Source organism: Halorhodospira abdelmalekii, from assembly GCF_016583625.1.
Taxonomy (GTDB): domain Bacteria; phylum Pseudomonadota; class Gammaproteobacteria; order Nitrococcales; family Halorhodospiraceae; genus Halorhodospira; species Halorhodospira abdelmalekii.
Window position 1 is genome coordinate 1 of the sequence record NZ_NRRN01000011.1, and the last position, 18,275, is coordinate 18,275.

At 63.1% G+C, this 18,275-nt stretch carries 18 protein-coding genes and 2 tRNA genes; 7 read left to right on the forward strand and 13 right to left on the reverse strand.

The genetic code is table 11. The features are described from left to right. Positions 1-184, reverse strand: a 184-nt coding sequence (locus tag CKO15_RS03845; protein WP_200192704.1) for a hypothetical protein, incomplete at its 3' end; no start/stop codon positions are given. Next, entirely contained in the window at positions 181-771 is a 591-nt protein-coding gene (locus CKO15_RS03850) for an IS607 family transposase (RefSeq protein WP_200192806.1), read from the reverse strand. The genes CKO15_RS03845 and CKO15_RS03850, both read right to left, overlap by 4 nt. A gap of 202 nt (positions 772-973) precedes the next feature. Here CKO15_RS03850 and CKO15_RS14495 point away from each other — a divergent pair, with 202 nt between their 5' ends. The 4 genes from CKO15_RS14495 (at position 974) to cysK (ending at position 4,587) form a co-directional block, all read left to right on the forward strand. After that, positions 974-2,287, forward strand: a complete 1,314-nt coding sequence (locus tag CKO15_RS14495; RefSeq protein ID WP_200192706.1) for a methyl-accepting chemotaxis protein — start codon at positions 974-976, stop codon at positions 2,285-2,287. Between the two features lie 28 nt (positions 2,288-2,315). After that, positions 2,316-2,687: a response regulator gene (locus CKO15_RS03860; protein ID WP_200192708.1), complete on the forward strand. Its 372-nt coding sequence runs from the start codon at positions 2,316-2,318 to the stop codon at positions 2,685-2,687. After that, positions 2,684-3,508: a ParA family protein gene (locus tag CKO15_RS03865; RefSeq protein WP_200192710.1), complete on the forward strand. Its 825-nt coding sequence runs from the start codon at positions 2,684-2,686 to the stop codon at positions 3,506-3,508. The genes CKO15_RS03860 and CKO15_RS03865 overlap by 4 nt, the downstream gene beginning before the upstream one ends. Positions 3,509-3,609: 101 nt before the next feature. Beyond that, positions 3,610-4,587: a cysteine synthase A gene (gene cysK / locus CKO15_RS03870; RefSeq protein WP_200192712.1), complete on the forward strand. Its 978-nt coding sequence runs from the start codon at positions 3,610-3,612 to the stop codon at positions 4,585-4,587. 56 nt (positions 4,588-4,643) lie between these two features. Here cysK and CKO15_RS03875 read toward each other — a convergent pair. From CKO15_RS03875 to CKO15_RS03925, 11 genes are all read right to left on the reverse strand, one after another. Then, positions 4,644-4,720: transfer RNA gene (locus CKO15_RS03875), tRNA-Pro, on the reverse strand. A gap of 172 nt (positions 4,721-4,892) precedes the next feature. Beyond that, positions 4,893-5,255 carry a MerR family transcriptional regulator gene (locus CKO15_RS03880; protein ID WP_200192714.1) on the reverse strand — a complete coding sequence of 121 codons (363 nt, stop codon included), beginning with the start codon at positions 5,253-5,255 and terminating at the stop codon, positions 4,893-4,895. Beyond that, complete coding sequence (gene ihfA / locus CKO15_RS03885; RefSeq protein WP_200192716.1) at positions 5,233-5,535, reverse strand: integration host factor subunit alpha; 303 nt, start codon at positions 5,533-5,535, stop codon at positions 5,233-5,235. The genes CKO15_RS03880 and ihfA overlap by 23 nt, the downstream gene beginning before the upstream one ends. Position 5,536: 1 nt before the next feature. Beyond that, positions 5,537-7,921 carry a phenylalanine--tRNA ligase subunit beta gene (gene pheT / locus CKO15_RS03890; RefSeq protein ID WP_200192717.1) on the reverse strand — a complete coding sequence of 795 codons (2,385 nt, stop codon included), beginning with the start codon at positions 7,919-7,921 and terminating at the stop codon, positions 5,537-5,539. Between the two features lie 26 nt (positions 7,922-7,947). After that, positions 7,948-8,982, reverse strand: coding sequence for a phenylalanine--tRNA ligase subunit alpha (pheS, locus tag CKO15_RS03895; protein WP_200192719.1), 1,035 nt, complete (start codon positions 8,980-8,982; stop codon positions 7,948-7,950). A 17-nt stretch (positions 8,983-8,999) separates the two neighbouring features. Then, a complete protein-coding gene (gene rplT / locus CKO15_RS03900) occupies positions 9,000-9,365 on the reverse strand; it encodes a 50S ribosomal protein L20 (RefSeq protein ID WP_200192721.1) in 366 nt (121 codons plus the stop codon). Positions 9,366-9,437: 72 nt separating this feature from the next. Next, complete coding sequence (rpmI, locus tag CKO15_RS03905) at positions 9,438-9,632, reverse strand: 50S ribosomal protein L35 (protein WP_200192723.1); 195 nt, start codon at positions 9,630-9,632, stop codon at positions 9,438-9,440. An 84-nt stretch (positions 9,633-9,716) separates the two neighbouring features. Further along, on the reverse strand, positions 9,717-10,271 hold the full coding sequence (infC, locus tag CKO15_RS03910; RefSeq protein ID WP_200192808.1) for a translation initiation factor IF-3: 555 nt from the start codon (positions 10,269-10,271) through the stop codon (positions 9,717-9,719). A gap of 3 nt (positions 10,272-10,274) precedes the next feature. After that, positions 10,275-12,197: a threonine--tRNA ligase gene (thrS, locus tag CKO15_RS03915; RefSeq protein WP_200192725.1), complete on the reverse strand. Its 1,923-nt coding sequence runs from the start codon at positions 12,195-12,197 to the stop codon at positions 10,275-10,277. Between the two features lie 272 nt (positions 12,198-12,469). Beyond that, positions 12,470-12,546, reverse strand: a tRNA-Val gene (locus tag CKO15_RS03920). A gap of 101 nt (positions 12,547-12,647) precedes the next feature. Beyond that, complete coding sequence (locus CKO15_RS03925; protein WP_200192726.1) at positions 12,648-13,457, reverse strand: cytochrome C assembly family protein; 810 nt, start codon at positions 13,455-13,457, stop codon at positions 12,648-12,650. A 195-nt stretch (positions 13,458-13,652) separates the two neighbouring features. Here CKO15_RS03925 and ffh point away from each other — a divergent pair, with 195 nt between their 5' ends. Genes ffh through CKO15_RS03940 form a run of 3 tightly spaced genes read left to right on the forward strand, consistent with a single transcriptional unit; the run spans position 13,653 to position 18,216 of the window. After that, positions 13,653-15,041, forward strand: coding sequence for a signal recognition particle protein (gene ffh, locus CKO15_RS03930; RefSeq protein WP_200192728.1), 1,389 nt, complete (start codon positions 13,653-13,655; stop codon positions 15,039-15,041). A 45-nt stretch (positions 15,042-15,086) separates the two neighbouring features. Then, complete coding sequence (locus CKO15_RS03935) at positions 15,087-16,715, forward strand: methyl-accepting chemotaxis protein (protein WP_200192730.1); 1,629 nt, start codon at positions 15,087-15,089, stop codon at positions 16,713-16,715. Between the two features lie 49 nt (positions 16,716-16,764). Continuing rightward, positions 16,765-18,216, forward strand: coding sequence for an SLC13 family permease (locus CKO15_RS03940; RefSeq protein WP_200192732.1), 1,452 nt, complete (start codon positions 16,765-16,767; stop codon positions 18,214-18,216). Positions 18,217-18,275: the final 59 nt, after the last annotated feature.

An 18,275-nucleotide genomic window follows, 5' to 3' on the forward strand; every position in this document is an offset into this window, starting at 1 on the left:
AGCGCGCCAGGTACTGCGATTTCAGCGCCGCCGGATCGCAGCCGCGCGCAATGTCGGCAAAGAGCGCACGCTCGGCCTGACCGTAGAGATCGGCGTAGGCGCCGAGTGCCGCATCCAGCGTCCCATCGGGATCGTCAAGGCGCGTTTGGTAGGTGCGCTGGAGTTTAGCCGGGCGCTTGCTCACGCCTCAACCTCCGGGTCGTTCTGGCACTGTGCGACCAGCCGTTTCGCCCGGTTCGCTGCCGAGCGCCGACCGTAAAGCCGTGCGCAAAAGGACGTCAGCACCGCAATCATGTCGGCAACCAGATCGTCGGTGAGCTCCTCAGCATCGACCACCAGCAACCGCGCCCCGCGCGCGGCCAGAGCCGCCTCGACATACTCCGCACCAAAGCGCATCAGCCTGTCGCGATGCTCCACCACGATCACATCCACCTTGGGATCGGCCAGCAAGGCGAGCAGCTTCTTGCGATGCCCGTTCAACCCCGAGCCGACCTCGGTGACGGTCTGTACCACACTCAGGCCAGCGCCATTGGCAAACGCCAGACAACGGGCAATCTGGCCATCCAGCTGCGGCTTTTGATCGTGGCTGGAGACGCGCGCATAGAGCGCGGCCCGCCCAGTCTGCACCTCGTCGTCCACTTCGACTAGGATGGTGCCCGTGGGCGTTTGATACGCATGCGCCGGCAATCGCCCGGACTTGTACCAGTTCCAAGCCGTGCGGTACGCAATCCCCTTCTGTTTCGCCCACGCGCTTAACTTGGTACTCTTCATGCGGAGAATATTGGCATAGACAAGCATGTTCGTCTATCTATTTTTGCAACTGTTTGAACCCCGATCCTGGCGCTAACGACCGAGAGCCAACAAAGCAAGCGCGACGAGGCCAAAAAACTGGGGGCAACCGGTTGGCTGGTCAAACCGGTCGGCGGTTCGGAACTGGTTAAGGTCATTAAGCAGGTTTTACCGGGGGCCTGACGTGGCGACGACGCACGATGCTAACCTCAGTGAGCGCCGCCGCCGCTTGGCCGAAGCCTCTTGGCGTCAATCACGCCTGCTGCAGCGGAATATGGCGATCGCGACGGTAGCCGGCACCCTCTTTCTCACCCTCTTGATCTACTTTACCCACCACTGGCCGGCCGCCATTGCAGAGTGGCTGGGGTGGCATGAGCCTGCTGTCCAAGCGCTTTTGGTCGGCTTCACCTTGCTGGCGACTAACTTGTCGGCAAGTTTGATCCTGTTTCGCTCCAGTCGTCGCGATACGGGTGCCATCAGCCACTCCATGGCCGAGATGGACCTTGAGCTGATCAGCACGGAGTACCAACTCGAGGCGGGCCGCAGCGCCCTCATGGCCTCGGCCGAACTCGACCAAGCGGTCAGTGAGAATATCGGACGCACCGTCCGCTACAGCGAAGCCTCTTCGCTCCATCTCATTGAACAGGCCGGCGACCTCCACCACGCCGCCGACCGGCTGGTGAACTACCTAAACAACTCCACGGCCAACGCCGACACCATGGCTGACGGGATCAGTGAGAGCGTTCAGGATCTCGATAAAATTGCCGGCTTTATTCTTGAGATGCCCGATAAAATCCGCAAGGACACTCATGTCATCCACGATATTCTCTCAGAAGTCAAACAGCTGGAGGGGTTCGCAGGGGCCATTAAAGAGATCAGCGAGCAGACCAATCTGCTGGCACTCAACGCTGCCATTGAGGCCGCCCGTGCCGGTGAGTTTGGTCGCGGCTTCGCGGTGGTGGCTCAAGAGGTCCGCACCCTAGCAACCCGCGCTAAAGAGACTGCGGATACCATCGAATCAGGGCTTAATAAAGCACTACACGCAGTCGATCGCAGCCTAGCTGACAGTGAGCTGAGCGACTCTCGCCACCATTTGGAAAAGGCCACTCAGGCAGTCGAAGCCTTTCAAAAGGTACAACACAGCTATGAGGATATGCAGCAGTTTTATAAAACGCTGCTGCATGTTGTCACGCGCCACAACGCCGATTTGGCTCAGCAGATCTCTGATATACTCGGCGCCATTCAGTATCAAGATGTCGAGAGTCAACAGCTGACCCGCATTCAGCAACTCATCATGAAGCGCCACGATTGCTGTGCCAACCCGGGCCACGACGACATTCCCGAATTGCAGGCGGCGATGCGCACCCTACTAGCCGATTACCTTGAGGACGAAGCCAAACACCAAATGCCCACTCCGACAGACCAAGCAGTCGACGGCAGCAGTTCGACGGCGGCTAGCAATAACAGCACGACCGGACCACGTATTGAGCTATTCTAAATCGCTGGCTAATCAAGGAGGACCCAAAGTGGCCACTGTATTGGTTGTCGATGACGATGAGACGCTGCGCACCATGCTGGAAGAGATGCTGAGTCGAGACGGTCATCAGGTCGTCACCGCCTGCAACGGCAATGAAGCTTTGGCCATGCTGCAATCTCGCCAGCCGGATTTAATCATCACCGATATCCTGATGCCGGGCGGTGATGGCATCGAGTTAATCAACACGCTCAAGGAGCAGGAGAACACAATCCCGCTGATCGCCATGTCCGGTGGGCGGCGCTCTATCACCTCTGCGTTTAATCTCGAATCGGCCTCACTGATGGGGGCAACGGCTACACTCGTTAAACCCTTTACCCGCGATCAATTGCGCCAAGCCGTTACCGGCTGCTTATCCCGATGACTGCCACCGACGCCAACTCCACCGACGCCACAGCCGACGCCACGTCCAGCCCCACACGCTGCCCCGTCATTGTCGTCAGCAACCGCAAGGGCGGCACCGGCAAGACGACCACCGCGGTCAACCTAGCCGCTGAGTGCGCAGCGGCGGGCAGTACCACCCTGTTGATCGATCTCGACACCCAGAGCCACTGCGCTTTGGGGCTTGGGGTCGCGGTAACCACTGAGCGCCCCGCCGTCCATCGGCTCTTTGACACTCCCGGTACCTTGCTTTCGGCGACGATTCACCCGACCGCTTATGAGGGCCTAGAGATCGCCCCCGGAAGCACCGACTTCCAACACGGTGCGACCCCGGATGATGACCAGATTTTGGCCCGTGCGCTCGCAGATCCGGCGCTTATAGGGCGCTACGATGTGGTGATTATCGACTCGCCGCCGTCGCTCGACCGACTGCTGCTCAACGCCCTCTCCGCCGCCACCCTAGCACTGATCCCCTTTGTTCCCCACCCATTGGCCGGTGAAGGCGTTAAACAGCTGGCGCGGGTCTTTTTCCGGGTAGCCATGAGCAGCAATGCGAATCTGCGCCTACTCGGTCTGGTGCCGATTATGGTCGACCCGCGCATCGGCCAGCACCGCCGGGTCTGCGAACAGGTCGCGCAGCAGTTTGGGGCTGAACGGCTGCTCGGGAGCATCCGCAGCGACATCAAGCTAGCGGAGGCCTTCGCTGCCGGTGAACCGATCCGCACCTACGCTCCCCGTAGCCGCGGCAACCAAGACTACCACGCCCTGAGTGAAACGGTGCGCCAGCGCCTAGCTAAGAGCTAAGAGCTAAGAGCTAAGAGCTAAGAGCTAAGAGCTAAGAGCTAAGAGCTAAGAGCTAAGAGCTAAGAGCTTCTCAGAGCGCTCAACCGAGGAGGAGTCATTGCATGCCTAGCTGGTATAGCGACAACGCGGCAGCGATCGGTAACACGCCTCTGGTGCGCCTCAACCGGCTGACAGAGGGCGCTCATGCCACCGTGCTGGCCAAGATCGAAGGCCGCAATCCGGCCTACTCGGTGAAGTGCCGCGTCGGTGCCGCACTCATCTGGGACGCCGAACAACGCGGGCTGCTCGGCCCCGGTCGAGAGCTGGTCGAACCGACGAGCGGCAACACCGGCATCGCGCTGGCCTTCGTCGCCGCCGCCAAAGGCATCCCGCTGACCCTGACCATGCCGGAGAGCATGAGCCTGGAGCGGCGCAAACTGCTGCTCGCCTTCGGGGCCAAGCTGGTCCTCACCGAGGCCGCCAAGGGGATGGCGGGCGCCGTCGCCAAGGCCGAGGAGATCGCCGCAAGCGAGCCCGATCGCTTCGTGCTGCTGCAACAGTTCGACAACCCGGCCAACTCGGCCATCCACGAACGCACCACCGGACCGGAGATCTGGCAAGCGACCGACGGCAACGTCGATCTTTTGGTCTCGGGCGTCGGCACCGGCGGCACCCTAACCGGCATCGCGCGCTACTTTAAGTACGGTCGCAGCCGCGCCCTCCACAGCATCGCCGTGGAGCCGGCGGAGAGCCCGGTGCTGTCGCAGACCCTCGCCGGAGAGCCGGCGCAGCCTGCGCCGCATCAGATCCAGGGCATCGGTGCCGGCTTCGTCCCCAAGGTGCTCGACCTGTCGCTGGTCGATGCGGTCGAGAGGGTCGAAAGCGGCGAGGCGATCCACTTCGCCCGCCGCCTCGCTCGCGAAGAGGGAATCCTTTCGGGAATCTCTAGCGGTGCCGCCGTCGCCGTCGCTGTAGCACTCGCGCAGCGGGAGGAGAACGCCGGCAAGACGATCGTGACGATTCTGCCCGACTCAGGCGAACGCTATCTGAGCGGCCCGCTCTTCGAAGATCTCTTTGACGCCTCGGGGGCACCGCGCTAGGGGGCCGTCTGTCAGCGCGGCGGCCAACAAGGCAGGCAAGGGTACTGAAGGGAGATTGGTCGGGGCGGCAGGATTTGAACCTGCGACCACCTGCACCCCATGCAGGTGCGCTACCAGACTGCGCTACGCCCCGTGTCGTGGAAGGTTATGCTACCGATTCCCGGCGATGAAGGCAAGGCAGGGGGGTGGTGAGGACTGAGGATCGAGGCGCTGGGTTTTGCAGGTCGAGGTTCAGGGGCAAGTCGCTGCCCAGCAGGTGTACCGCGCATGGCGGGCTGGGCGGGCGGACTGGCTTCGGCTGCTGACTAGCGCTTCAGGATAGCAAGGATACCTTCGAGTTCGGTGCGCAGCTGCCGGATGATCTGCTGACTCTCGCGCGCATCCTCGCGCTCTTCATCGCTCTCGAGTTTCTGCCGCGCCCCGCCGATGGTGAACCCCTCGTCGTAGAGCAGGGTGCGGATGCGACGGATCAAGATGACGTCTTGACGCTGGTAGTAGCGGCGATTGCCGCGCCGCTTCACCGGGCTGAGCTGCGGGAACTCTTGCTCCCAGTATCTCAGGACGTGTGGCTTGACGGCGCAGAGATCGCCGACCTCGCCGATCGTGAAGTAGCGCTTCGCGGGGATCGGCGGGAAGTCATCGCTGCTACTCTTCTCGGGCTCCGACATGACCCTCGACACGGCTCTTTAGCTTTTGACCGGGGCGGAAAGTAACCACGCGCCGGGCGGAGATCGGGATTTCCTCTCCGGTTTTCGGGTTGCGCCCAGGGCGCTCGTTCTTATCACGCAGCTCAAAATTACCGAAGCCGGAGAGTTTGACCGGTTCACCGCTCTCGAGTGCGACACGAATCTCCTCGAAAAAGAGCTCGACCAGCTCCTTCGCTTCGCGCTTATTCAACCCCACTTCAGCAAAAAGCCGCTCTGCCATATCCGCCTTGGTCAAAGACATCCTACTCCCCTCTTAAACTTGCCTGATACGCACTCTGTAGGCAGTCGACGACGCAGCGCATCGCCTGCTCCACGTCCTCGTCCCTCAGCGTGCGTGAATAATCCTGTAATATCAAGCCCATGGCAATACTTTTCGACCCCTCCGGGACCCCTTGGCCGCGATAGACATCGAAGAGCACGGCATCGACGGCGAGCGATCCGGCGGCTGCCTGGGCCGCTTTGAGGAGTTCTCCTGCCGGCACCGTATCGGCAACGACGAGGGCGAGATCACGGCGAATCGCCGGATAGCGCGAGATTGGACGGAACGCCGGCAGTTCGGCCTCGCTCAGCGCCTCAAGAGCGATCTCAAAAAGGACCGGCTGTCCTTGCAGTTCTAAGGCTGCGGCGTGCTCCGGGTGCAAGGTGCCGAGCCAGCCGACCGGCCTCCCGGCGCGCTCGATACGCGCGCACTGCCCCGGGTGGAGCGCCGGATGCCGAGCGCCCTGGAAGGTGAATTCGGACGCGGCACCGGTGCGCGCAATCAAGGCTTCGAGGTCGGCCTTAAGATCGTAGAAATCGACGCCGCGGCGTGAGCCGTCCCACTGCTCCGGGTAGAACGGGCCGCAACAAGCGCCAGCGAGCATGGCCGGCTGCTGCAACTGATCGAGGCTGCCGCGAAAGACACAGCCGTGCTCAAAGAGGCGCACCCGCTCGTGCTGCCGGTGCTGATTGTGCTGCATCGCCTTAAGCAGCCCCGGCCACAGCGAGGTGCGCATCACCGCCAACTCGCTCGACAGCGGATTGGCAAGCGACAGCGGTGGGCACTCGGGATCGAGACGCTGCTGCAGGGCCGGATCGACGAAGGCGTAGGTGATCGCCTCGAAGTAGCCGCGCTCGACCAGAGTTTGGCGCAGATCTTCGCTGCCGAGTTGTTGTTCTGGAGCGCTTGCCACATGCAGCGGCGCCTGCAGCGGGTGCTCAGGGATCGCATCGTAGCCGTAGAGACGGGCGATCTCCTCAATCAGATCGACCTCGCGAGCCAGATCGAAGCGCCAGCTCGGCGGCTGCGCCCGCCAGCCGAAGGGTGTCTCCTCGGGCTCCGTACCAAGTCGCTTGAGCATCGCACTGACCGTGGCTGGCTCTAGCGACCAGCCGAGGAGCCCTTCTAGACGCTCCCGGCGCAGCGTGATCGGTGCACGCTGCGGCAATTCGCTCAGCTCACTGGTCTCTTGCAACGGCCCCGGGACGCCGCCGCAGATCTCTATGATGAGGCTGGTTGCGCGCTCACAGGCGTGGCGGGCGATGGCAAAATCGACGCCGCGCTCGAAACGGTGCGATGCATCCGTATGCAGACCGAAGCGCCGGGCGCGCCCAGCAACGGTAGCCGGGTTGAAAAAGGCCGCCTCAAGAAAGACGTCGCGCGTCTCATCGCTGACCGCAGTCGAAGCCCCGCCCATGACGCCGGCGAAGGCGATCGGACCACTGCGATCGGTAATCACCAAGACCTCCTCATCGAGCGCCACCGACTCACCGCCGAGCAGCGTCAGCGACTCGCCGGAGCGCGCCCGCCGCACCACGACTGGCGGCGCTAAGCGCCCTAAGTCGAAGGCGTGCATCGGTTGCCCGAACTCAAGCAGGACATAGTTGGTGATATCGACCACCGCCGAGACGCAGCGAATCCCCGCCCGACGCAACCGCTCGCGCATCCACAACGGAGTCTCGGCACGGGCGTTAATGGTGCGGATGACACGGCCGCAGTAGTGTGGGCAATCAGGCGCGGCGGCCAATTCAACCGCCACGCGATCCTCGCAGCCAGCGCCAACCGCCGGAGGCCGCTGCACGTTCAGCGGCGCCTCCGTGATCGCTGCGACCTCACGCGCAACCCCGATCATACCGAGACAATCGGCGCGGTTCGGTGTCAGATCGATCTCGAAGACCGTATCCTCAAGCCCCAGGGCTATGTAGAGATCGGTCCCAGGCGGCAGATCGCTCGGCAACTCCAGCAGCCCACTGTGATCGTCGCCGAGCCCCAGCTCAGCCGCCGAGCAGAGCATCCCATGAGAGACGACACCGCGCACGGTCGCAGCCTCGACCCGACGCCCCTCGGCGATCTCCGCTCCCTCTAAGGCGAGCGGCGCGCACAGGCCGAGGCGCGCATTGGGTGCCGCGCAGACGACCTCGACGGGGGGGCCGTCGCCGCCAGCATCGACCTGGCAAATCTGCAGATGATCGCCCGCCGGATGGGGCGCGCAGGCGACGATCTCGCCGACGACGACACCGCGCAAGGGCGGAGCCGCCGGTTCAACGGCGTCGACCTCAAGCCCGGCCATGGTCAAGGCGCTTGCCAGCTCCTGAGTGGTCAGGCCCGGATCGACCCACTCACGCAGCCACTGCTCACTTACACGCATGGGGCTTCCTTACTGCAGGATCAGGGTTAGCGAAATTGGCCAAGGAAGCGCAGATCGTTATCGAAGAAGAGTCGCAGATCGTCGACGCCGTAGCGCAGCATGGCCAGTCGCTCGACGCCCATACCAAAGGCATAGCCCGTCCAGCGCTCGGCATCCAGCCCGGCGTGCTCAAAGACCGCCGGGTGAACCATGCCGCAGCCCAGCACCTCCAGCCAACCGGAGTTTTTACAGACGCGACAGCCGCCGCCACCACAGATCACGCACTCAACATCGACCTCGGCGGAGGGCTCGGTAAAGGGGAAGTAGGAGGGACGAAAGCGGATCGCCACTGCACGCTCGAAAAAGGCGCTGAGAAACTCATGAAGCACGCTCTTAAGATCAGCGAGGCTGACGTTACGATCGATCAGCAGCCCCTCGACCTGGTGAAACATCGGCGTGTGAGTGAGATCGGAGTCGCAGCGATAGACCCGCCCCGGGGCGATGATACGAATCGGCGCACCTTCGCGCTCCATGACACGGATCTGCACCGGCGAGGTGTGGGTGCGTAGCAGCCGCGTGGCATCGAAGTAGAAAGTATCGTGCATCGCCCGCGCTGGGTGGTGAGCGGGGATGTTCAGCGCCTCGAAGTTGTGCCGATCGTCCTCGACCTCGGGGCCTTCCGCGCTGCGGTAGCCGGCACCGGCGAAGATCGTACCGATGCGCTCTAGCGTTCGCGTCACCGGGTGCAGGGCGCCGCGCTCCAGGCCGCGTCCCGGCAAGGTGACATCGATGCGCTCAGCACTGAGGCGCCGCTCCAACTCGGCGCGCTCTAACTCAGTGCGCCGCTCTTCGATGTGCTCAGAGAGCCGCTGTTTGGCGGCGTTGATCGCGGCACCGGCGGCCGGACGCTGCTCAGCAGGCAGCTGACCGAGCCCCTTGAGCAGAGCGGTCAGCTTACCCTTCTTTCCGAGATAAGCAACGCGCGTAGCGTCGAGCTCGGCGAGCTCGGAAGCGGCAGCCACCGCCGCTTCGGCCTTGCGCGTCAGTGCTTCGAGATCGTCTGGATGCTGCTCAGCGCCCATCTTCGCGCGGCCCGCCGTTAGCTGGCGGCAGCCAGGGCGCCCTGCGCCCGCTCCGCCAAGGCGGCGAAAGCCTGCGGCTCGTGCACCGCCAGGTCGGCCAACTGCTTCCGATCGACCTCGATACCAGCTTGGTGCAACCCGTTGATCATGCGGCTGTATGAGAGACCATGCAGGCGCGCCGCGGCATTGATCCGCTGGATCCACAGCCGCCGAAAGTCGCGCTTGCGCTGCCGGCGATCACGGTAGGCGTACTGGCCCGATTTGATGACCTGTTGCCGGGCGATACGAAACGACTTACGGCGCATGCCGTAGTAGCCCTTGGCCGCCTTCAGAACCTTTTTATGCTTGGCGCGACTAACCACGCCCCGCTTGACTCGTGCCATGATGAAGCTCCCTTCACTTCACTTTCATTGATGCCGTGCGCTGCTGCGCGCCCCGCCGGCTTCGCCGGCTCCTTACTCCGCGAGCATGCGCCGCACCATGGCCACATCGCTCGGGTGGACCTCGGTCAACTCGCTGAGCCGGCGCTTCCGCTTCGGATCTTTCTTCGTCAGGATGTGGCTGTGGTTGGAGCGGGCGCGAACGATCCGCCCCGAGGGCTTCACCTTGAAGCGCTTCGCTGCGCCACGGTTGGTCTTGAGCTTGGGCATGATCTGCCTCCCGTAAAACGAAAAAGAAGCGAGCGCGCCGCTGTGGAGCGGTGCGCGCCCGCCGCTGGGTTCATCGTCGCGCTACTACTTGCCCTTGCGAGGGCTCATCATCATCACCATCAACCGCCCCTCCATGCGGGGGCGCTGATCGACGACCGCGATATCTTCAAGTTCCTGCTCAATTCGATCGAGCAGACGCTTGCCGAGCTCTTGGTGAGCCATCTCACGACCGCGGAAGCGGATGGTGACTTTGGCCTTATCGCCATCGTCAAGGAAGCGCCGCAAGTTGCGTAACTTGACCTGGAAGTCGCCCTCGTCGGTCCCCGGTCGGAGTTTGACCTCCTTGACCTGAATCTGCTTTTGCTTCTTGCGCGCTGCCTGTTGCTTCTTGCTCTGCTCGAACTTGAACTTGCCATAGTCCATGGCGCGACAGACCGGCGGATCGGCATTGCCGTCGATCTCGACAAGATCGAGCCCCTCCTCTTCGGCCTGTGCCAGCGCCTGCTCTGTCGGAATAACGCCGACCTGTTCACCATCACCGCCGATCAAGCGGACCTGAGGCGCAATGATCTGTTCATTGATCCGGCGGTCGTTGCTTCCGCCGCTGGTGCGCTGACCGCGTTTCGCTCTAGTTGCGATCCTCTAATCCTCCGTATTACGGCCGGGGTGCGAGATCTCATCCTGCATTCGCACCGCGAACTCCTCAAGGCTCATGGAGCCGAGGTCGGTTCCGTCACGCAGGCGCACGGCAACACTCTCCGTATCCAGTTCTCGGTCTCCAAGCACAAGCATGTAGGGCACCTTCTGCAAGGTATGCTCGCGGATTTTATAGCCGATCTTCTCATTCCTCAAGTCGGCATGGGCGCGAAATCCGCGTTCACGCAACGTTGCGGCAATTTGTTGCGCATACTCACTTTGACGATCGGTGATATTCAGCACGACGGCCTGGGTCGGTGCCAGCCACGTCGGCAGAGCACCGCCGTAGTGCTCGATCAAGATCCCGATAAACCGCTCAAGCGAGCCGAGAATGGCACGATGGAGCATCACCGGCGTGCGCCGCTCGCCCTCCTCGTCGACAAACTGCGCCCCGAGCCGGCCCGGCATCGAGAAGTCGACCTGAATGGTGCCGAGCTGCCAGACGCGCTCCAGGCAATCGCGCAGCGAGAACTCGATCTTCGGGCCGTAGAAGGCGCCCTCGCCCGGCTGTAGCTGGTAATCGAGGCCGTGTTCGTGCAGGGCGTCGGCCAGTGCTTGCTCGGCCTTATCCCAGATCGCATCGTCGCCGACGCGCTCATCGGGGCGGGTCGAGAGGGCCACGATAATGTCATCGAAGCCGAAGTGACGGTAGGCCTGAAAGACCAGGTCGATAAAGGTCCGCACCTCGCTCTGAATCTGCTCTTCGGTGCAGAAGATGTGGGCATCATCCTGGACAAAACCGCGCACGCGCATCAGTCCGTGCAGCGTACCCGAGGGCTCGTTGCGGTGGCAGGCGCCGAACTCGGCGAGCCGCAGCGGCAAGTCGCGGTAGCTCTTAAGCCCCTGTTTGAAGATCTCGACGTGGCAGGGGCAGTTCATCGGCTTCACGGCGTAGTCGCGCGACTCCGACTCGGTAACGAACATGTTCTCGGCGAACATCGCCCAGTGCCCGGAGCGCTCCCACAGGCTGCGATCGACAAGCAGCGGCGTGCGCACCTCGTGATAGCCGTTATCGCGCATCAGGCGGCGGATAAAGCCCTCGACCTCGAGATAGAGGCGCCACCCCGGCGGGTGCCAAAAGACCATCCCCGGCGACTCTTCCTGGACGTGGAAGAGATCGAGCGTGCGGCCGAGGCGCCGGTGATCGCGCTTCTCGGCCTCTTCGAGGCGCTTGAGATAGGCCTTAAGCTGCTTGCGATCGGGCCAAGCGGTGCCGTAGAGGCGCTGCAGCATCTCGTTGTTTTGATCGCCGCGCCAGTAGGCGCCGGCGACCTTCGTCAGCTTAAAGGCCTTGAGCTTGCCGGTGCTCGGGACGTGCGGGCCGCGGCAGAGATCGACAAAATCGCCCTGGCGGTAGAGGCTGATCGTCTCGCCCGCCGGCAGATCGTCGATGATCTGCACCTTGTAGTGCTCGCCCTGCTCCTGAAAGAAGCGCCTCGCCTCATCACGCGCCCAGACCTCGCGCTGCACTGGCTGATCGGCCTCGGCGAGCTCGCCCATGCGCTGCTCGATGGTGGCCAGCTGCTCCTCGGTCAGGGTGTGCTCAGTGCCGAAGTCGTAGTAAAAGCCGTTATCGACCGTCGGACCGATGGTTACCTGCAGCTCCGGGTGGAGCTGCTTAACGGCCTGAGCCATCAGGTGAGCAGTCGAGTGGCGGATCACTTCGAGCCCGTCGGGATCGTTCACGGTGATGATGGCCACCGTGGCGTCGTCGGTTACGGGGTGGCTTAGGTCGACGAGCTGGCCGTTGACGCGGCCGGCGACCGCATCCTTGGCGAGCTTACGGCCGATCGACTCGGCGATCTCGCGAACAGTGACGGGGTGATCGAACGCTCTTTGTGAACCGTCTGGGAGGGTGATACTGGGCATGGGGTGCAACGCTCTCCAACAGTGGTGGCCGATACGAGGGGCCACGTGCAACGCCCGGCGCGCCTAGCCAAGGCCGGCATGAAGGCCGATGGCCACTGCGACGGGGTGCGGTTAGCCTGCTGCGCGGTGATCCATTGGGATCGCTAGGACCGGGGGTCTAGGACCAAGGTAAACTTATCTGCTGCCACAGTGCTGTCGCCACAAAAAAGAAAGGCCGCCTTGCTGTCGCCACGGCCGCCGCGCGGCCGTAAGCGGAGCACTGCGGCGCAGTCTGGTAGGCGCGAGTGGACTCGAACCACCGACCCCCACCATGTCAAGGTGGTGCTCTAACCAGCTGAGCTACGCGCCTGCTTACTGTGCCGCCGCATTGTACAGGCTTCCAGCCTCGTGTCAAGGGCAACAGAGAGCCAAAAGAGAGGGCCAACAAGCGGCCCGCCGCCCCTCTCTCCACTACCCCTGCAGAATCAACTCAAGGACGAACTTCGAGCCGAAGTAGCCGAGCATCAGCGCACCAAAACCGATCAGCGTCCAGCGCACCGCGGTCTGCCCGCGCCACCCCCAGAAGGTGTGCCCGATGAGCAAAACGCCGAAGGCAATCCACGAGGCGATCGATAACGAGGTCTTATGGATCATTCCGCCCTCGACAACCTCCTCGAAGAAGAAGCCGAGCCCGGTCGCCAACGAGATGGTCAAGGCACTGAAGCCGACCGTGACCATCCAAAAGAGCTGCTTTTCCATGGTGCGCAGCGCCGGCAAGCGCCGCACAAAACCAAAGCCGACCGGGCGACGGTGGCGCAACCGGTAGTCGAGCAGCGCGAGCACCAACGCCTGCAGTACGGCGGCGAGCAGTATGGCGTAGGCGGTCATCGAGATGACAATGTGGGTCGTCAGCAGCGGATCGCGCGTAACGGTCGGATCGGGGCTAGAGAAGAGAGTACCCAGCACCGCCCCAGCAGCCAGCGGCCAAAGCAACACCCCAAGGTGCTCGATGCGCTGGCGCAAGCTAACGACCACCACGCCGGCACAGGTGATCCACGAGACCAGCGACAGGGCATTGAAGAAGCAGAGGTTCAGCTCGGCACCGACCCAAGTCGTCTCGGCGACGACCACCGCATGGATACCGACTGCCGCAGCAGCCAGCGCCAAACCGGTCGAACGGGCCGGGCCACGCTCCTCACCGTAGAGGATACGCGCACCGATCGCACCAGCCGCAGCCAGATAGAGCAGTGCCGTAATAGTCGTTAGGGCGAGTTCGTACATAATCCTCGCATCATCGCATACTTCCCGAGCGTCGCAAAGCCTATTGCAATAGCCTATTGCAAAGCTCCGCTTCTGCCGAGGCGCTCTTGACCCGTATAATAGTGGCGATCACTGGTATCCTGACCGGCGTTCCACCGCCGCCAACCACTCAGCGCCCGTTGGCTCTCTGAGAACTCAAAGACTTAGGCAGCGCATATGTTCGATAATCTTAGCGGTCGTCTCGATTCTGTTGCCCAGCGCATGCGCGGGCAGGGCCGGATCACCGAGGAGAACATCCAGGAGACCGTGCGTGAAGTCCGCATGGCCCTGCTCGAGGCCGATGTGGCTCTCCCGGTGGTGCGCAGCTTTACCGAAGAGGTCAAAAAACGCGCCCTGGGGGCGGAGGTCGCCAAGAGCCTGACCCCGGGCCAGGCCTTTATCAAGATCGTGCAGGATGAGTTGGTGCGGGTCATGGGTGAGGCCGCCGTACCACTCAACCTCAACGTCCAACCGCCGGCGGTGATCCTCATGGCCGGCCTGCAAGGCTCCGGTAAGACGACCTCGATCGGCAAGCTGGCGCGCTACTTGACCGAGCGCGAGAAGAAAAAGGTGCTGGTGGTCAGCTGCGACGTCTATCGACCAGCGGCCATCGAGCAACTGGCAACCCTGGCTAAGCAGGTCGGCGTCGAGGCTTTCCCGGTCAGCTCCGGGGGCGATCCACAGCGCATGGCACGGCAAGCGGTCGATCACGCCCGCCGCCACTACTTCGATGTCGTCCTCGTCGATACCGCCGGGCGGCTGACCATCGACGAAGCGATGATGGATGAGGTCAAGCGGCTGCACCGGGCCGTCGATCCAGCCGAGACGCTCTTCGTCGTCGACGCCATGACGGGTCAAGATGCCGCGAAGACAGCGCAGGCTTTCGGCGAAGCGCTGCCGCTGACCGGCGTTATCCTGACCAAGGCCGATGGCGATGCGCGCGGCGGTGCGGCCCTCTCCGTGCGCCAGATCACCGGAGCGCCGATCAAGTTTCTCGGCATCGGCGAGAAGACCGACGCGCTGGAGCCGTTCCACCCCGATCGCATCGCCTCGCGCATCCTCGGCAAAGGGGATGTCGTCAGCCTGGTCGAAGAGGTGGAGCGCTCCGTCGATCAGGAGAAGGCGAAGCGGCTGGAGCAAAAGCTGCGCAAAGGCGGCAAAGGGTTCGATCTGGAGGACTTCCGCGAACAGATGCTGCAGATCAATCAGATGGGCGGATTGGGCAGTCTGGTTGATAAGATGCCTGGGATGGGACAACATGCCGATCAGATTAAAGATCAACTCGATGATCGCTTTGTGCGGCGGCAGCTCGCTATGATCGACTCCATGACCCCGGCCGAACGCACCCGCCCCGACATCATCAACGGCTCGCGCAAGCGGCGGATTGCCGACGGCTCGGGGGTGCCGGTGCAAGATGTCAATCGGCTGCTCAAGCAGTTTAAGCAGATGCAAAAGATGATGAAACAGATCAAGAAGAAGGGGGGCATGCAACGTCTGGCACAGCGGCTGATGGGCGGCGGTGGCGGACCGGGTGCCGGCGGGATGCCTCCGGGGCTCGGGCGCTAGCGGCACCGGGTTGCGCTGACAAACATAAGGCTTAGAGGTGCTTTAATGAAGGGGCTGCTGCGACGTATCCACGACGTGAAGATTTGGATCCGTTTGTTGATCGCGATCTGGGCGATGCTGGTATTGACCTGGACGCTGATGATCGCCTATGCGTCGTGGGAGCAGCGCAATGTCGCGGTCGATCAGGCCGTCGAGTTCACCGACACCATGAACCAGATGACCATGGCCGGCCTCACCGCAATGATGTGGACCGGCACCATCGATCAGCGCGACGCCTTCCTCACACAGATTCGCGAGCTGCCCAACGTCAGCGGGCTGCGCGTTGTCCGCGCCGACGCCACCCGCGAGCTCTACGGCGAAGGGCCGGCGGAGCAACGCGCCCAAGATGAGATTGAGGAGCGGGTGCTGCGCACCGGCGAGCCGCATATCGAGCAAATCGACGGCGGGCAAGCGATTCGGGCGGTGCTGCCGAACTTCAACGAAGAGGACTTTCTCGGCAAGAACTGTGTCGACTGCCACGGCGAGCACCTGCGCGGCGCGGTACTCGGTGCGGTGACCATGGAGATCTCGCTGGAGGACGTCAACACTGCGGTCGTTGGCTTCGGCATGACGATGTGGGGGATCGCTGTGCTGCTCAGCCTCCCCTTCCTGTTGATTGTCTACCTCTTCATTCAGCGTTTTGTGACCTTCCCAATTCGGGAGATGACCGATAGCCTTAACGCCATCGCCGGCGGCTTCGGCGACTTACGCCACCGTATGAACGATCAGCGCAAGGATGAGATCGGCGAGGTCGCGAGCGCCTTCAACTGCTCGATGGCCGTCTTCCACGACTTGATCGCACAGGTGATCGACTCAGCCGATCAGCTTAACACCGCGGCCGAACGGGTCTCACAGGTCACCGAACGCACCGACGATAATATCGAGCGGCAACGCTCGGAGGTCGAACAGGTCGCTACCGCTATGAATCAGCTGACCTCGACAGCACAGGAGGTCGCACGCAACGCTCAGCACGCCGCCGAGGCGACCCGCGCCGGCGAAGAGGCGGCCCAACGCGGCAAAGGAGTGGTCCAGCAGACCGTCTCCGGTATTAACCACTTGGCCGACGATGTCAGCCGGGCGGCCCAGGCGATCCAAAAACTCGCCGATGACAGCGCGCAGATCGGCACCGTCATCGACCTGATTCGTGAGATCGCCGAGCAGACCAATCTGCTCGCCCTCAACGCCGCTATCGAGGCGGCGCGTGCCGGCGATCAGGGCCGTGGCTTCGCTGTCGTCGCCGACGAGGTGCGCAAGCTTGCGACCCGCACCCACGAGTCGACCCAGCAGATCCAGGAGATGATCGTCAGCCTGCAGGAGGAGACCGACAGCGCTCGGCTGGCCATGGAGCAGGGCCACCAGCAGACCGAGGAGACGGTCGAACAGGCCTCGCAAGCCGAAGCCGTGCTCGACGAGATCCAAGAGGCGGTCGGCACCATCACCCAAGTCAACACGGAGATCGCCAGTGCGGCTGAGGAGCAGAGCCAAGTCGTCGAGGAGATCAACCGCAACATGACCACCATCAACGATGTGGCCGAAGAGACCGCGCGCGAGAGCAGCGAGACGCGCCGGGCGGGCGATGAACTGGAGCGGTTGGCACGCGATCTGAAGCGTCTGGTCGGCCAGTTCCGTGTCTAATAACCGCGTCTAAACCGGGGAGGCTGCTGGAGACTGTGGGTTTAGCTGCATGAGCGCATCGCTGCGACGCTGGATCGGTTTAACACTGGGGCCGCTGGTCGCCGTCTCGATGCTGTTAAGCGGCACACCGGAGGGGGTCGACCCGCTCGCTTGGCGGGTCGCCGCTCTGACCGTGCTGATGGCGATATGGTGGGTCACCGAGGCGCTGCCGATCCCGGTGACGGCGCTGCTGCCGGCCGTCTGCCTGCCGCTACTCGGTGTCGCAAGCCCCGAGGAGGCCGCCGCCCCCTACGCCAACCCGATGATCCTGCTCTTTCTCGGCGGCTTTTTGATCGCTATGGCGATCCAGCGCTGGGGGCTGCACCGGCGCATCGCGCTGGTGATTTTGCGTGTCGCCGGGGGGCGCGACGATCTGCTGGTCGCCGGCTTCATGGGGGCGACCGCTCTGCTGTCGATGTGGGTCAGCAATACGGCGACCGCGGCGATGATGCTGCCGATCGGCCTCTCGGTCGTTGCCCTGGTGGAGGATAACTCAGGGGAGAAGAGCCGACGGTTGACCTTGGCACTGCTGCTCGGGATCGCTTTTGGCGCCAATATCGGTGGTCTCGGCACCCTGATTGGCACGCCGCCGAATGCCTTTTTGGCCGGCTACATGGGGGAGCGGTTCGACATTCAGGTGGGCTTTGGCCAGTGGATGTTGATCGGCGTGCCGGTCAGTCTGTTGATGCTCGCCTTTGCCTGGGTGACGTTGACCCGCTGGTCGTTCCCACTACCGCGCCAGCCGATTCCCGGGGTGGCCGACTTGATCGAGCGTGAGCGGCGCCAGATCGGTCGCCTGACGACCCCCGAGCGGCGTGTCGCAGTCATCTTTCTGCTCACCGCAGTAGCGTGGGTTTCGCGACCTTGGCTTGAGGGGATCGTGCCGGAGGGGGTTATTCTCAGCGACGCCGGGATCGCCTTGATCGGCGCCCTCGCCCTCTTTTTGGTCCCCGCAGAGGGGTTAAAGCTGCGCTTTTTGCTCGATTGGGAGGATACGCGGGCACTGCCGTGGGGAGTGCTGGTGCTCGTCGGTGGCGGCTTGAGTCTCGGTGTAGCGATTGAGGGCAGCGGCTTGGCCGGCTACTTGGCCGGTTTGCTGAGCGATTTGGGGGCGTGGCCGATTCCAGCACTGGTCCTGATCATTGCCGGTTTGGCCGCTCTGATGAGCCACGTCACCAGCAATACGGCGACGGCGGCAACGCTCCTGCCACTGGTCACGGCACTGGCGCTGCAGATCGACGTTCACCCGCTGCTGCTGGCGATCCCAGTCGCCTTGGCCGCCTCGGCCGCCTTCATGCTGCCGGTGGCGACCCCGCCAAACGCCATCGTCTTCGGCAGCGAGCGCATTACCGTCCCCGACATGGTCCGGGCCGGCGCCCTCTTGACCCTGGCAGGGGCGATCGTGGCGACCGCCGCCGCCTACTTGATCGCGCCCTGGGTCTTGGGGTTTAGCATCAATTGATGGCAGGTTGACGACGGATCGACGGCGGACGGCGAATACCGACACCCAACCTAAGAGAT